Source organism: Caenibius tardaugens NBRC 16725 (assembly GCF_003860345.1).
In the GTDB taxonomy this organism is placed as follows: Bacteria; Pseudomonadota; Alphaproteobacteria; order Sphingomonadales; family Sphingomonadaceae; genus Caenibius; species Caenibius tardaugens.
This window is the reverse complement of record NZ_CP034179.1, coordinates 1977577-1993442: the sequence shown is the minus strand read 5'-3', so window position 1 is coordinate 1993442 and position 15866 is coordinate 1977577. Positions and strand designations below refer to the sequence as shown.

General features: G+C 60.2%; 11 protein-coding genes. 7 read left to right on the top strand and 4 right to left on the bottom strand.

Annotation, left to right across the window (positions count from 1 at the left end):
• Nucleotides 1-132 precede the first annotated feature (132 nt).
• Entirely contained in the window at nt 133-1383 is a 1251-nt protein-coding gene (locus tag EGO55_RS09210) for a TetR/AcrR family transcriptional regulator (protein WP_021689710.1), read from the top strand.
• A 21-nt stretch (nt 1384-1404) separates the two neighbouring features.
• On the opposite strand, the gene EGO55_RS09205 is transcribed toward EGO55_RS09210, so the two are convergent.
• Nucleotides 1405-2769 (bottom strand): sensor histidine kinase, encoded by a 1365-nt coding sequence (locus tag EGO55_RS09205; protein WP_021689711.1) that lies wholly within the window; start codon nt 2767-2769, stop codon nt 1405-1407.
• On the bottom strand, nt 2769-3446 hold the full coding sequence (locus EGO55_RS09200; RefSeq protein WP_021689712.1) for a winged helix-turn-helix domain-containing protein: 678 nt from the start codon (nt 3444-3446) through the stop codon (nt 2769-2771). Before EGO55_RS09200 ends, EGO55_RS09205 begins: the two co-directional genes overlap by 1 nt.
• 158 nt (nt 3447-3604) lie before the next feature.
• Here EGO55_RS09200 and EGO55_RS09195 point away from each other — a divergent pair, with 158 nt between their 5' ends.
• Complete coding sequence (locus EGO55_RS09195) at nt 3605-4891, top strand: glycosyltransferase (RefSeq protein ID WP_021689713.1); 1287 nt, start codon at nt 3605-3607, stop codon at nt 4889-4891.
• Nucleotides 4892-5568: 677 nt separating this feature from the next.
• Nucleotides 5569-8256 (top strand): bifunctional diguanylate cyclase/phosphodiesterase, encoded by a 2688-nt coding sequence (locus EGO55_RS09190; RefSeq protein ID WP_021689714.1) that lies wholly within the window; start codon nt 5569-5571, stop codon nt 8254-8256.
• 104 nt (nt 8257-8360) lie between these two features.
• On the opposite strand, the gene EGO55_RS09185 is transcribed toward EGO55_RS09190, so the two are convergent.
• Nucleotides 8361-8921, bottom strand: a complete 561-nt coding sequence (locus EGO55_RS09185) for a TetR/AcrR family transcriptional regulator (RefSeq protein WP_021689715.1) — start codon at nt 8919-8921, stop codon at nt 8361-8363.
• 83 nt (nt 8922-9004) lie between these two features.
• On the opposite strand from EGO55_RS09185, the gene EGO55_RS09180 reads away from it, so the two are divergent.
• Together EGO55_RS09180 and EGO55_RS09175 are read left to right on the top strand one after the other, a co-directional pair.
• Entirely contained in the window at nt 9005-10303 is a 1299-nt protein-coding gene (locus tag EGO55_RS09180) for an MFS transporter (protein ID WP_021689716.1), read from the top strand.
• 249 nt (nt 10304-10552) lie between these two features.
• Nucleotides 10553-11920 carry a tyrosine-type recombinase/integrase gene (locus EGO55_RS09175; RefSeq protein WP_021689717.1) on the top strand — a complete coding sequence of 456 codons (1368 nt, stop codon included), beginning with the start codon at nt 10553-10555 and terminating at the stop codon, nt 11918-11920.
• A gap of 221 nt (nt 11921-12141) precedes the next feature.
• Here EGO55_RS09175 and EGO55_RS09170 read toward each other — a convergent pair whose 3' ends face one another.
• Nucleotides 12142-12936 carry a universal stress protein gene (locus EGO55_RS09170; RefSeq protein WP_021689718.1) on the bottom strand — a complete coding sequence of 265 codons (795 nt, stop codon included), beginning with the start codon at nt 12934-12936 and terminating at the stop codon, nt 12142-12144.
• 156 nt (nt 12937-13092) lie between these two features.
• Here EGO55_RS09170 and EGO55_RS09165 point away from each other — a divergent pair, with 156 nt between their 5' ends.
• Nucleotides 13093-13509 carry a DUF2946 family protein gene (locus EGO55_RS09165; RefSeq protein WP_021689719.1) on the top strand — a complete coding sequence of 139 codons (417 nt, stop codon included), beginning with the start codon at nt 13093-13095 and terminating at the stop codon, nt 13507-13509.
• Between the two features lie 99 nt (nt 13510-13608).
• Complete coding sequence (locus tag EGO55_RS09160; protein ID WP_021689720.1) at nt 13609-15783, top strand: TonB-dependent receptor; 2175 nt, start codon at nt 13609-13611, stop codon at nt 15781-15783.
• Nucleotides 15784-15866: the final 83 nt, after the last annotated feature.

Here is a 15866-nt window from a genome sequence, read left to right as displayed (position 1 = left end):
AGAAGAGCAGCCGTAACTGCCCCGAATAATGGAATATTGCGACGCATCACGACACCCTCCCCAACCTTGACAGTACTGTACGGTATAGTTCAATCCGTTGCAAGCCAGGCAAGGCTGAGTCAAGGCGGAATTATGGCCAGAAACACAACATCAGCCGTATCATCCACCGATCAAACCGCCGTGCGCGAACGATTGTTGCGGGCGACACAAGACCTGATTCTGGCTCGGGGCTTCTTCGATGCCAACCTCGATGACATCGCGCGCAGGGCAGGGATCAGCAAACAGACGATCTACGCCTGCTTCACCTCGAAACAGCACCTTTTCGAGGAAGTGTTGCGCCTGACGCTGTCGGAAGCGCGTGCCGAACCCATTGGCGATATTGCGGCCCTGCCGATCAACGAGGCCGTGCGGGCCTGCGCCCACTGGGTGGAAACAGCTGCGATGAGCGCAAACAACTGCGAGCTCTATCGTGCAAACATCGCGGCTGCCTCGGCCTCACCGGCATTCGCCGCCGATCTTCACCGCCAGCGGCTTTCCTCTTCCCGCATCGGGGCGGCCCTGGCCACGCATCCCGGCAACAAGACCCTCTCATCGCTGCCTCCGCACCGTGTGGCCGCCATTCTGGGTGTGCTGGCGATTGCGGGATGTCATCAGCTGCTGGGCATCGCGCCGACGCCGGATGAGCACGAAGCCCGCCTGCGCGGAATGGTCCAGCTGTTCAGCGGGGGATGGCACATGCCTGTCAGGCCCCTGTCCTGCGCGGAACGCCCATTACCCGACACGACCTGCGCGATAACCGAAACGGGGGGCCGCCTGTCAGCGGCGCGTTGGGAAGAATTGCTACGCATCGCGGCGGGCAGCTTCTCCCGTTCGGGAATTCGCCGCACCAGCGTGGAAGAAATTGGCGCCGCGGCAGGCATTTCGAAAATGACGATCTACAAACGTTTTGGCAACAAACAGCGCCTGTTTGCCGCCGCGCTGGAGCAGGCGGTGGATGATCTCCTGGCTGCGCGGCAGCCGCTTGGCTTTACCGACGACATTCATACATCGCTGGCGACGATTGCGTTGCAGGAAGACCGCTTTGCACAGAGGACGGACCGCGTGCAGCTGCTCCGCCTTCTGGTGACCGAAGCGCCATCCCACCCCGACAGCACGCATCGCGCATGGGCCCGCCTGACTGCCCCGTCCCGCCGCGAACTGGCAACGCAACTGGCGCAATGGCAGGCCGCCGACCGCCTGCATATCGCCGATCCGCTCATCGCCGCCGAACAGTTCCTGCTGCTGGCTACGCGGGGTAATCAGCGCCTGACCGACACTTTGGCGTGGGACGAAAACGACGCGCAAACCCACGCTGAAGACATAGCCACGCTATTCTATCGCTGACGGTATCAAGCCGCCCGGCAGCTACGCCAGCGGGTATATTGGAAAGCGCAGTTCCACGCGTGTGCCGCGCTCCTGCCCGAGAAACTGCAGGCTGCCGCCATGGCGCGCGGCAACGGCGGCCACCAGACTTAGTCCCAGTCCTTCGCCCGGCACCCCGTACGCGGCATCGGCGCGATAAAAGCGCTCGGTCAACCGTTCCCGATCGCCATCGGCAATACCGATTCCGGTATCGCTGACATAAAGCACCGCGTCCGCCCCCTGTCGCACGACACCCACGATCACCTCGCCATCGCGCGGGGTATATTTGAGGGCGTTATCGATCAGATTGATCAGGGCCTGAAACAGCAGGTGCGGATCCCCCTGCAGCGTTATAGGCGCTTCATCAGCGGCCGCGCGCAGCGTGATCGCCTTGCTTTCGGCATCAGGTTGATAAAACTCAACCGCATCCTCAACCAGTTGCGCAAGCGCGACCGGTTGTGGCTGGTCCTCATGGCGGCCGCTTTCGATCCGCGCGATCCGCAAAAGCGCGTCGAACACCCGCTGCAACCGCCGTGCCTCGCCGGTTGCCTCCTTCAACAGGGCCTCGCGCTGATCCGCGCCCGGTTCGGCCATCTCTTCCAGACTGACCAGCAGACGTGCCAGTGGCGTGCGCAATTCGTGCGCGACACTGTCCGATACGCGGCGGATCGCCTCCAGCAGTTCCTCAATGCGCGAGAGCATCACATTAAGCGTTTCGCCCAGACGGTCGAAATCATCGCCCGAACCCCGCAGCAATACCCGCCCCGACAGGTCGCCCGCAATCACCGTCCGCGCCGCCGAATTGATCGCCTCCAGCCGATTGCTTATTGTCCGGCTCATCAGGGCTCCCCCCAATATGCCCAGAATCAGCGCACTGGGGAGAATCCATGTCGCCGCGGCCCGAAGCTGTTCCTCAACCTCGTCGATGTCCTCGATATCCTTGCCCAGCATAAGGCGGGCGCCATCATCGAAGGTCTGATCCCACACCAGCGCCTCGTGATCGCTTTCATCGCCGTCGCGATAGATATCGGCCTCTATACGCAGCCAGGCTGACTCCTTGTACACCGGCCAACTCGGCAGGTTGGCGGTCCGGACATGGCCCTTGCTGTCAATCAGGACATGGAAAGGCTTGCGCACATCCAGACGGGCCGCTCTCACGTCCAGCGCCTGCATCAGCGCCGCGAGGCCTTGCGTGCGGTAGATTTGCGCCATGTCGGCACTTTCCGCCGCGACTTCTGCCTTGACCTCTTCCATCGGCGCGTAGGCGCTGACCCAGTAATACACGCCAAGCAAGGTCACCAACGACAGACACAACAGCGCCACATAGGTCAACGCCAGCCGAAAGGAGAGGCTATGCAGGATGCGCATCAACCCGCGCGCAACACATAACCCGAGCCACGCACCGTATGAATCAACGGCCGGACCGGATCCAGTTCGATTTTTTGCCGCAATTTGCTGACATGCTGGTCCACAATATTGGTCTGCGGATCGAAATGGTAATCCCAGACGCTTTCCAACAGCATCGAACGCGTGACCACGCGCCCCGCATGGGATGCGAGGCATTCAAGAATGCGAAATTCGCGCGCGGTCAGCTCTATCCGCACACCACTGCGGTGCACCGTGCGCCCCAACCGGTCGATCTCGAGATCCGCAATGCGGTATGTCGTTGGTTGCGCCGGTGCGGCCGGACCACGGCGGGCCATCCCTTCCACCCGCGCAATCAGTTCGGTGATCGAGAAAGGCTTGGGCAGGTAATCGTCGCCGCCAGCCCGCAATCCTTTCACGCGCTCGTCAACATCACCCAGCGCGCTGAGGATGAGAACCGGCGTCATATCGCCAGTGCCCCGGATAGTTTGCAGGATTGTCATCCCGTCAAGCGACGGCAGCATCCGATCGAGAATGATCGCGTCATAATTCTCGCTGGTTGCCCGAAGCAGGCCCTGCCTGCCATCCGCACAACGATCGACGATATGGCCTGCTTCGCGCAAACCTTTTGCCACATAACCGCCAACACGGTCATCATCCTCGATCAGCAGGATATGCATGATGTTGTCCAGAACGTGAGACGTCGGGCAATCGAATCCGGTGAATCAGGCACGTCGGCTCCTGTGTTCCATGCCGTGATCTGTACCCTATCGTGCATCCCGCACCGATCATCGGACCGAACATGGATAAATTCAAATGATTCTCCAATCTGTCATCCATGACGAATACCGATGTTGGCGTGATGGCGACAACACAGGCACCATTCGAACGGCGGATTGCCGAGCGCACCCCCACAAAACAGCCCGGCCGCAGTCGGAACCGCAATGCTGATCAGGCGCGCAGCGCCCGGCCGGATATTGCCATTCTGGTCTACGATTTGCGCGCCAGCGGTGTGGTACTGAACGCTCTTCGGATCGCCCGGGCCGCACTGCAGGCCAATCTGCGTACCGAACTGTGGGTCATGAACGACCTCGGCCCCATGGGTCGCGACTTGCCCGCCGAGCTACACGTGCGGCGCCTGCAGCAGGGGCAAGCCGGACAACATCGCGCCTTGAGCAGTGTGAAAGGCATTCCCGCGCTTGCCGCTACGTTGCGCACCGTGCGCCCCCGCGTACTGTTTTCTGCTGGCAATCACGTGCACGCCTTCGCAGTGGCAGGGCACCGGCTGGCCCGGGTTCGCGATATGAAGCTGATCGGCCGGGTCAGCAATGCCTTGGCCGCGACAGCGCCCCGCAAACGCAGCGGCCTTCCGGGAAAAATCCTGCGGTCGATCGCCATTGTCTGGGAACGGCTGCAATTCCGCGCGATGGACCAATTGGTGGCTGTCTCGCACGAACTCGGCAGCGATCTGGTGACTTACGGGAAAGTGGATAGCCGCGCGGTCACAATCATTCCCAACGGTGTCGATGCGGGCTGGATCGCGGACCAGGCCGCCGAACCGCTGGACCATCCGTGGTTTGCGCCCGGCGCCCCGCCGGTTGTGCTCGCGGTCGGCCGCCTGAGCCGTCAGAAAAACTTCGACCAGTTGATTCGTGCCTTTGCCATACTGCGTCAGAAGCAACCTGCGCGGCTCGTCATAATCGGTCATGGCCAGAACAAGGATCGTGACGCATTACAGGCGCTGGCAAGCACGCTTGGCGTGGACGCCGACGTCTGGTTCACCGGTTATCAGGCGAACCCCTATCGCTTCATGGCGCGTGCGCGCCTGTTTGCGATGACCTCGCTCTGGGAAGGCGGCAGCAACGTTTTGATCGAGGCGCTCGCCTGCGGCCTGCCGATTGTCGCCACAGCGTGCCCCACAGGTATACGCGAAGTTCTCGACGGACTTCCCGATGGACGGCTTGTGACAATCGGCGATGCCAAAGCGACCGCGCAAGCCATGGCCGAGCTCCTGACACGACCGCATGAGCCCCTGCCATCCTCCATGACGCTGAGAGATTATCAGTTGTCGGTTTGTCTTGGCCGTTATCAGGGCCTTCTGCATACCGCAGCCGTCCCGGCGTGACAGGCGGCGGCACACCCGCATCCCGGTGAAGCAGATCATTGATCCCCGCCACCCCAGTTAAATCGGGGAGGGCCGCCAGTGTCCGTGGGGCCACATCTGGCCCCGCACAATAAAACAAACCGGAACATGCCTCCAATCCACTCGCACGAGGGATTACATGCGATTCGTATCACGGACCGAACCGCCTATCATGCATTGAGGCAATGCAACATTACCCCAACCCCCTTCGAATACTTTTGCGAAACGACTGAAACTTCTCTGAAAATAATTTATCGCAAATAGTTCGTATCACTGTTGCAAAATAATTGGTAAATCGATCAAACCGTGTAGAAGTGTCACGGAAGCGCGCGGGTTACGCCAGCCCAAAGGTGCAGGGGCACTCATCCGGCGGAATCTGCGGCAAAACAACACGGTCGGGGGGGCCAGCGGCATGCAGAACACTGTCCGGTTTGCGATGGCGCTATCGCTATGATTTACATCATGGTGAATATTGAAAGTCATACTATAATTTATATCAGGACCAATCTGCTCCATAGTGTCGCAAAACCGGCAGCCCGTGGCGGAACAGGGGAGTGATGGCGTGCCATCGGAGAACCTTTTCATCACCATGAATGAATTCAAGACTCGTGCGATCCGCTGACTCACACCTTGCAAACGGAAAGTTCGGCCTCAGGCCCATGGTGGTTTCCGTTGTCCTGACCACAGTCCTGCTGGGCGTGGTCTTCGTCGCAGTGGCCGTCTGGCATGCATCGAGTTCCCTGAAGGATTTGTCCTCCCAACTGCTTACCGGCAGCGCCAAATCAACGGCCAGCCTGATCGAAAGCGAACTGCAAACCCGCATATCACTGTTGGAAGCCCTGATCGGTCCGGACCCTTCGGTGCCCATCTCCGATGCCGCGCTCGAACGAATCAATCGTATTCTGATGGCGCAAGGCAGTCAGGTGTTCCGTGTGACCAAAGACGATCCCACCGATCGCCTGCCCCCGATGCCCAGAATGCCAAAAATGCCCGGCAACACCTACGCGCAGATTGCCATATCGGATCTCTACTTCGACCCCCGCACCGGCCAGCCACGCATTGCCATCACGTTTCCGGCCTTCGTCAAGGAGGGGGAAAGCGGGTTGCTTGCACTCTCGATCGCACCGGAAACGCTGCTGGAAGGGGCGTCCTGGCGGTCCAGCGAAATGGGATCATTGCTGTTTGCTGTCACCGACAGCAAGGGACGGATTATTGCAAGGTCGCGCAATCCAGGCCGCTATGTCGGCAAAATGGCCCCTGACTGGGCCAAAGTCGTGGAAGCGCGCAGCGATGCGGGATCATTCACGGCCAAGACTGCCGAAGGTGCGCCCATTATTTTCGCTTTCCGGAAACTGAAACAGACGCCGGGCTGGGTTGTTGTGGTCGGTGAACCGCTGGACGAATTCGACGCGCGATGGATGATGCCCGCCTATTCCGTAATCACCGCCAACCTGCTGGCGCTGTTTATGGGGTTGCTTCTGGCGATCTGGATGGTTCGGCTTATTCTTAATCCGATCAAGGCCCTTGCCGCCCATGGCGAACGCGTCGCCGCGGGGGAACACGACGGTTCGCCACCGTTGCCCATCAATTCGCCTGTGCGCGAATTCAACACACTGCAGCGCAGCCTGCTCGATGCGGAAGACACCCTTCGCCGAAGGGCAAGTGCCCTGACCGAAGCCCTTGATGTGCTGGCTGTCAGCGAACAACGCTATCGCGCGCTCGCTTCGGCGGGAACGCTTGCCTGGTTTCAGGCGGACGGCAAGGGCAATATGACCGTCATGACCGGCTGGCGCGAACTGACCGGCATGCAGGAAGACGAAGCGCTGGAGGAATGGCACAGGAGCGTGCATCCCGATGACTGGCCTGAACTTCAGGCCGCCCGGCAATACGCAATCGCACATCTCACGGTCATGAATGTGGAATTCCGGATTCGTTCGAAAGACGGCCGGTGGTGCTGGGTCAGGTCGCGCTCGGCCCCGGTCCTCACCGCCGATGGCGAGCTTGTCGAATGGGTAGGCCTGCTCGAGGATGTCGACGAACGGCGACAGGCGCAGGAAAAAATCCGCCATCTCGCTCATCATGACAGCCTTACCGGCCTGTGCAACCGGACCTATCTGCAGGAACAATTGCCGCGACTGATCGAGGACGCACGGCAACGTTCCGCCAATCTCGCAGTCTATCTGATCGATATCGACAAGTTCAAGGAAGTGAACGACAGCGGAGGGCACGGCGCGGGCGATACCCTGCTGATATCGATCGCCCGATCTTTGCGGCGCAACGCCCATGCCGGTCTGGTTGCGCGGCTGGGCGGTGATGAATTCGTCGTGGTGAAACCCGACGTCGGGGATGACGCCAGCGCCGTTGCCTTTGGCAATCAGCTTCAGGCCGATTTTCGCAGAATCCCCTCGAGCAGCACGATCTCGGGATTTGCCACGGCATCGATCGGCTACGCGATATTTCCACGCGATGGCACGGACGTCGATCACTTGCTGCGCCATGCGGACATGGCGCTGTATCAGTCAAAAAACAGCCGCGCGGGGACAACTTGCGGCTTTACCAGCGCCATGGCGGATGATCTGCAGCATCGCCTCGAACTGGAAAAAGACCTGTTTCAGGCTGTCACCAACCGTCCCGAAGAAATTCACGTGTTCTATCAGCCGCAATTCCGCAGCAGCGATCGCAAGCTGGTCGGGTATGAAGCGCTGGCCCGCTGGACCCATCCCCGTTACGGCCCCATTCCGCCACAGACATTTGTGACAATTGCTGAAGAAATCGGCATTATCAATGCTCTGGGCGAACTGATCCTGCGGCAGGCCTGTCGCGATGCCATCCGCTGGCCGGATGACGTATCGCTGGCTGTAAATCTTTCGGCGATAGAGGTTTCGCAGATCGATCTGCCCTCGATCATCAACGGCATCCTGTTATCGACCGGGCTTCGCGCGCATCGGCTGGAACTGGAAGTCACCGAAGGGGTGCTGATCCGCGACCGCGAACTTGCACTGGGCGTTCTGCGGCGGCTGAAGGCCATGGGTATCAAGATCGCCATGGACGATTTCGGTACCGGCTATTCCTCGCTCGAATACCTGCACGTGTTCCCGTTCGATAAAGTGAAAATCGATCGTTCTTTCATCACCGAAATAACCGATAGCCCCCATGCCAATGCCATCGTGCGCTCGATTGTCAGCCTGGGCGAAGTCCTGCACTTCCAGGTTATTGCCGAAGGCGTTGAATCCGAAAGACAGATATCCATCCTCAACGATATCGGCTGCGAATATGTTCAGGGCTTTCTGCTCGGCCATCCTGTCAGTATCGACGCCACGATATCCGCCAAGTACGAGGACGCATGACAGGCAGCGTTGCGCGCCCTGTGCGGGTGGCAGCTTTCTTCAGGAATCGACCACGGCCATCGCGATAAACGGCGGATTTCCACCGCATACCATGCGCGCCACGCTCAGACCTTCTTTTGCAACGCCATGCGTGATGCGGCCATGATCCGGTTCGACAACGCTCGGTCATGAACCGCCCGGGCGAGTACCATGGCACCGACCATCTGCGCCACAGCCGCCAGCGCATGGTCCTGCTCCGCCTCGGGAACGGCTTCCTCCACCACACCGACAAGGTTCAGCAGGCCCTCGCGGAATGCATCGGCCACGGCCCCGTCGTTCCTGGCCGCGTCGGCACCCAGCGCCACCAGCGCGCAGCCCTGTTCCGGGTCATCCCGATGGCGTTCTGACAGATAAGCTTCGGCCAGCGCAGCAATCACCCGATCGGGATTGGCCCGCGCTATGCGCCGCCATCGCGCGAAACTGTCCTGCAAGGCTTCGGCGCAGGCTTCACCGGCAAGTTGCTCTTTCGAGCCGAACTGGGCGTAAAAACCACCGTGGGTGAGCCCGCTCTCGCGCATGATTGCGCCAATTCCCACGCCATCCACCCCGTGGGTGCGAAACATGCGCGAGGCATTATCGACCACGGCCCTGCGGTTCTCTGCCGCTCTGTCTCGCGATACCTTCATCGCGCGTTGCTCCTGCTGCGGTTGACTATATATATGATAGCAATCATATAACGGCAAGACTCAAGACAAGGCGCTTTTGCTCCATGCTGTCGAATACTGTCGCCCGAACTGTCGCACACCGGGGCCGCCACTACGGGTTTGTCATTCTGGGCGTAACATTCCTGACCATGCTGACCGTGGCGGGCACTATCGGTGCGCCCGGGGTATTCATCGTACCGTTGCAGGAAGAATTCGGCTGGAGCGCATCGGATATCTCGGGCGCGCTCGCGGTTCGCTTCCTGCTGTTTGGCCTGATGGGGCCTTTTGCAGCGGCATTCATGAACCGGTTTGGTGTCCGCCGGATGATGTTGGTTTCGCTTGGTATCATTACCGGCGGCATAGTCCTGTCGCTTGGCATGACGCGGCTGTGGCAGCTGTTCCTGCTTTGGGGTGTGGTCATTGGCGTGGGTACCGGGCTGACCGCGATGGTGCTCGGCGCGACGGTGGCAACGCGCTGGTTTTCGGCGCGGCGCGGCCTTGTCATGGGGCTTCTCGCGGCCAGCACGGCCACGGGCCAATTGGCGTTTCTGCCGCTGCTGGCGAATCTCACCGCCCATTTTGGCTGGCGCGCGGCCATGACATTCGTCGTGGGCGCCGTAGTGTTGGCCGCAATCATCGTGCTGCTGCTGATGCGTGACCGCCCGTCCGATCTCGGCCTGCCCCCTTATGGCGCAACAGAAATCGTCCACCCGCCATCCCAACACGCCCAGCTTGGCGCCCTGTTGCTGCACCCCATCGTCGTGCTGCGCGATGCCGCACGCGTGCCCACGTTCTGGGTCCTGTTTTTCACGTTCTTCATTTGCGGGGCCAGCACCAATGGCCTGGTCCAGACCCATTTTATCGCGCTGTGCGGCGATTACGGCCTCGCCGCCATGGGTGCAGCGTCCATGCTGGCGCTGATGGGCCTGTTCGATTTTGCCGGTACGCTTGGCTCGGGCTGGCTATCCGATCGTTTCGACAATCGCTGGCTGTTGTTCTGGTATTACGGCTTGCGCGGCGCCTCGCTGCTGTACCTGCCCTACAGCGATTTCTCGCTCTACAGCCTGTCGATCTTCGCGATGTTCTATGGCCTCGACTGGGTGGCAACCGTTCCACCCACTGTGAAACTGACCGCACAACGGTTTGGCGGGGAACGGTCGAACATTGTGTTCGGCTGGATTTTCGCCGGGCACCAGATTGGCGCGGCATCTGCGGCCTATGGCGGCGGCTTCTCACGCACATTTCTGCAGAGCTACATGCCAGCATTCGTCACCGCAGGCGTCCTGTGCCTGATTGCCGCAGCACTGATCCTGACGATCCGATCAAAAACAGCGCTGACGGAGACTGCAGCCATCACGGCATAATCGGTGCAGTGTGGCGCACCCGACAGGATTCGAACCTGTGACCCCTGCCTTCGGAGAATTAAAACATAGGCCACGCCACGGTCTGATGTTCTATGCCAAATTACGAAAATCTACGCTAATTCTCTATATTCATTGGCTTTTTTCTAAAATAGAATACGCCGCTGGTACGCTGTTGTTTCCGGGACTTTGCTCCCACCTGCTTCCGTGGTGCTTCCGTGGAAGCAGCTCAGACGCTGGAGGTATTTCGCCATGGCCAAGATCAACAAGCGCAATGTGGATGCTGCTGAGGTTCGTGAAAAGGACTATTTCGTTTGGGACGATGAGCTTCCCGGTTTCGGCCTGAGGGTCTTCGCTTCAGGGAAACGCAGCTATCTCGTTCAGTACCGTGCGCTTGGACGGACCCGGCGATTCACGATCGGCTTGCACGGTGTCTGGACGCCGGAGATGGCGCGAAAGGAAGCAAAGGTGCTTCTCGGCCGGATCGCGCAAGGCAAGAATCCCGCAGAGGAGAGACAGCTCGACCACAAGTCGATCACGGTCAAGGAGCTGTGCGATCTTTACCTCAAGGATTTGGAGGAAGGGCTGATCCTGGGCAAAGGTGGCCGACCCAAACGGTCCGGAACAATCGTATCTGACAAGGGGCGTATTCATCGTCATATCGTGCCGCTGATCGGCACACGCCGGGTGAAAGATTTGACAAAGGCCGATGTCACGAAAGTTCTTAAAGATGTGATGGCGGGAAAGACCCGTCGAAACGTCAAGACGAAGACACTCCGCGGCCGCTCCATCGTCAAGGGCGGCGCCGGGACGGCGAACCGCACTGTGGGTTTGCTCGGAGGAATTCTGACCTATGCCAAAGATGCGGGCATCATTGAGGTCAATCCTGCTGCCGGCGTCAAGAAGCCAAAGGACCAGGTCCGTACTCGACGCCTGACTGAATCGGAATACCGACGGTTTGGCGAGATTTTAAACGATGCGGGTCGGAACCCCAACTTTTCGATGACTGTAGAGATCGCGCGGCTTATTGCGCTGACGGGCGCGCGCCGCAGCGAAATCATTGGGCTGGAGTGGAGCGAATTCGACGCCGACGAAAGCTGCCTGCGATTGAACGATAGTAAGGAAGGCGCGTCCGTCAGGCCGATCGGCCTACGTGTGATCGACCGGTTCGAAAGCCTCCGTCCGATCGAGGAGCAGACATTTGTTTTCCGGGGAATCCGGAGACGCGACCAAGCCTTTGGTGGGTTTCCCCGTCAGTGGCGGGCGATCTTCAAAGGCACGGAGTTGGAGTGGATGACGCCTCACGTACTGCGTCACAGCTTCGCGAGCCTTGGCAATGACCTGGGATTCACTGAGGCGACCATATCCGCGATCGTGGGTCACTCTCGCAATAGTGTGACAAGCAAGTATATTCATACGCTCGATACGGCGCTGATCATGGCCGCAGATACCATCTCAGGCTATATTGCGGGCCTGTTGGACGGAATGTTGCTCAGCCACACATCATACGCCCTTGATCGCATGTCGCGCCAAGCAGCCTTGTCTCGATTCCTCGGTCTTGCAGATGGTGACAGCCAGCCTGGAATCGATGATTCGACGTGCCTACCGATGGCCGCGTAAAGTTGCCAGTGCCGACTCCAAAGCAGTTGTATTGCGATCGCTCTTCGTCCTTAAGCGGGCCGAAGGCGGGCTGGCCTGTGCTCGTATCCGGCAAAGAATGCCTCGGCGACCGCGCAACAACCGAATGAGCTGGCGACGTCGGCAGTCGATGAGAAGCTCGTACCGTCAGATTCCTCATCAGCAGAGTGTCGCCGATCTGGAGGTTTTCGCGAGCGTATCAATTATCCAGTCATGTACCAGGAAAGTTCGGAGCATTGAGTGAACTGTCTGGTGGCATTGCCGAACAGCCGGTCGCGCAAGGTTCGTTCGCTGCGAGCCCCGGAAATGACGATGTCAGCCCCGGACGCTAGGGCATGGTCGATGATCACCTCGCCAGGGCGACCTTTGGGATCGGGCAAGTGGATCGCCCGGGCCGGCAAGCCCGATCGCCTGAGAAAGTCGACAACCTCGTCCAGCCTCCGCATCGCGACCTCGTCGCCGACGCCCACGACCTGAATTTCGTTCGCCAACGCCAGCAGTGCGCGCGACGCATGCAAGGCGTGCCGCGCTGCCGCGCCATCCTTCCAGGCGACAACGGCGACTCCGATCGGGGCAGCTTTAATGCCGCTTTTTAGCCTGAGAACAGGCGTTCCAGAGCGAACCGCAAGGTCGATCGGGTCCGGCGTGACGCATTGACGGCTCGATCCTGCGATCGAGACAAGCATATCCGCAGTATGGAGGTGATCAAGAATCGCGTCGTCCGGTTGCGCGATGCCGGTACACCAGCTTGTATCGGGAGACTTCAGGATCTTCGTTCCGGCATCCCGCACGGATGCGATTTCCATTTCCATGCGTCGCTCGAATCCGGCAGTTCCGAGCGGATTGAGAAGCGCCTCCTCGAGGTCAGATTTGGGCCAGGCGTACGACACGCATGACAAACGCGCCTGGAGCCGCTCGTTGAATCGGTCGACCCAGGAGAAGAGTTGCTCGATCCCCTCTTTTGGGCTCGCATCAATGACGATATCCCTGATCGGCATTCATCCTCCTCACCGCGACGGGTTTCGCACACCTTAGCGAAGCCACCGGACCGAAGCGATCAAAACACGCTAGAGCCGTTCATTGTCGATCGCCAAATCCCGATCCGGCTTTTCCATTGTTGAGATGGACCGCCACATGCGGCTAACAGGCAGTCCATGACGCACCGAGTCCTCTCGACGTCGTGGCACGCAGGGACATTGTGGCTTTTCGCTCTTCTGCTGCTGGCGACCAGCTTGCTGATGCCGCGTGGCTTTATGCCTGCGCCCGATGCGCACGGCGTTATCCGCGTCATGTTGTGCACCGGCACCGGCCCGGCTTCGATGACCATGGTGATCCCCTTCGACAAGGATCATCAGGATCATGATGGTCATAAAGACGGGCAACCGGATAAGACCTGCGCGTTCGCAAGCAATGCCGCGCCTCTGGCTGCAGCGGACAATGTCCGGCTACCGGCGCCTATCGCCGGGTTCGATCTGCACCGAAATGGCGCTCCGCTTGTCGGCCTTGCGCCCGGCCGCGGCATGGCTGCCCCGCCACCGCCATCGCAGGCCCCTCCCGTCGCTTTGAGTTGATAGCAAGCTTCCCGGCCCGCAGGCCGGCGCGCTTATTTCCTGTCCCCCTCTGTTCAGGGGGACCGGCCCGATGGGGCCTGCTCAATTGCGAGATTTATAATGTCATATGCCAATGGTTTTCGCGCGGCCCGCGGCCGTGCATCCTGCTGCCTGCTTTCCAGCGTTGCCTTGTTGGGGCTGTCCGCGCCTGCCTTTTCCCAGGAAGCAACAGCGCTTCCGGACGTCGATGTCGATTCCACGGCTAGCCAGGATATGTCACCTGCAGCACCCGAACGCATCGACCGATCGGATCTGCGCGCTCGCCAGGCAGAGTCGAGCGATACGGCAAAACTGCTGCAATCGCTTCCCGGTGTCAGCGGCCGCTCGGCGGGTGGGTTCTCGACGCTGCCGGTCATTCGCGGCCTTGATGCCCAGCGTCTCGGTATCACCATCGATGGGGTCACGATCGCCTCGGCTTGTCCCAACGACATGAACCCGCCGCTGTCCTACACCGATCCGCAGACGATCCGCTCGATAGGCGTCATCACTGGCGTCTCGCCGGTCAGCGCCGGCGGCGACAGCATCGGCGGGATCATCGCGGTCGAAACCGCGCCGCCCCAATTTGCGTCCTCGGAGCAGACCCTGCTGACCGGAGAGGCGTCGGCCTTTTATCGCAGCAATGGCGATGGCTTCGGCGGCGCGCTGTCGGTCACGGCTGCCAGCGACACGCTGAGCCTGACCTATAACGGCTCCTACACGCAAGCCGACAATTTCGAGGGCGGCGGCTCGCTTGGAAAGGTGCGCTCGTCCGAGTTCGCCAAGACCGATCACAGCCTCAATCTCGCCGCACAGACCGATATCGGCCTGTTCGAGCTCAAGGGCGGCTATCATTTCTCGCCCTATGAGGGCTTTCCCAACCAATATATGGACATGACGTCCAACAAGAGCTGGTTCCTCAACGGCCATTATGCGGGGGCCTTCGACTGGGGCGATCTCGATGTGCGGGCGCATTATCGCAAGACCGACCACGAGATGAACTTCCTCGACGACAAGGGCGGTACCGCCGGCGGCGGGATGCCGATGAACACCGAGGTGCGCCAGGCCGGCTACATTGTGAAGGCCGACATCCTGCTGGGCGGCGTGGGGAGGCTGCGGATCGGCAACGAGTTTCAGCACCAGTGGCTCAACGACTATTGGCCACCGGTCGCGGGCAGCATGATGATGGGGCCGAACACCTTTATCAACGTCAATGGTGCCAAGCGCGACCGGCTCGGCACGTTCATCGAATGGGAGAATAGTTGGGAAAGCGGCGTTACGCTGATCGCCGGCGTCCGCAACGATCAGGTCTGGATGAACACCGGCGACGTCGCGCCTTATGGCACTGACATGATGCAGATGGCGGACGTGATGGCGGCGGCGGATTTCAACGCCGCGAGCCGGAGCCGACACGACAGCAACTGGAATGGCTCGGCGCTGCTACGCTACGATCCTTCTGAGATCGCGACGCTTGAACTCGGCTATGCCCGCAAGGTGCGCTCGCCAAATATCTATGAGCGCTACACCTGGGGCCGTGGCGCCATGTCGAGCAGCATGATCGGCTGGTTCGGCGACGGCAACGGCTATGTCGGCAATCTCGATTTGAAGCCGGAAAAGGCCGATACGATCAGCGCCGCGCTAACACTGAGTGATGGCGGTGACGAAGGCTGGTCGTTCAAGATCGCGCCCTACTACACAAATGTGAACGACTATATCGATGTGGTGAAGTTGCAGGACTTCACCGACATGATGGGAATGCCGACCGGCTTCGTGCAGTTGCAGTTCGCCAATCAGGACGCGGAAATCTACGGCGTCGATGTTTCAGGGGCCGTGCCGCTGTGGTCGAATGATCGTTTCGGCAAGGGACGTCTTTCCGCCAAGGCGAGCTGGTTGCGTGGGCGAAACAAGAGTGACGGCGCGCCGCTTTACCACCAGATGCCATTGAACGGCACGGTCAGCCTCGAACACAGGCTGGATGGGTTCGAGACGCGCATCGACCTTACCTGGGCGGCGGACAAGGATCGCGTCGATCCGACCCGTAATGAACCCCGCACCAAGGGATATGCGCTCCTCGATGCCCAGGTCGCCTATAGCTGGAAGAATTACCGCTTCACGCTCTCGGCGGAAAACCTGTTCGACAAGCCCTATTACGCACCGCTCGGTGGCATGTCGCTGGGCGACCTGGGGGCGACAGGCGTACTGCGCCCGGTGCCGGGACGCGGGCGATCGGTCAATGTCGGCCTCGGCGTCAAGTTCTGACGTTTGGGCAATCGACCATCCTGTCAGGCAATAGGGCCGGGATATTTCGTATATCCCGGCCAAGGCGGCGCGCACCTTCGAGC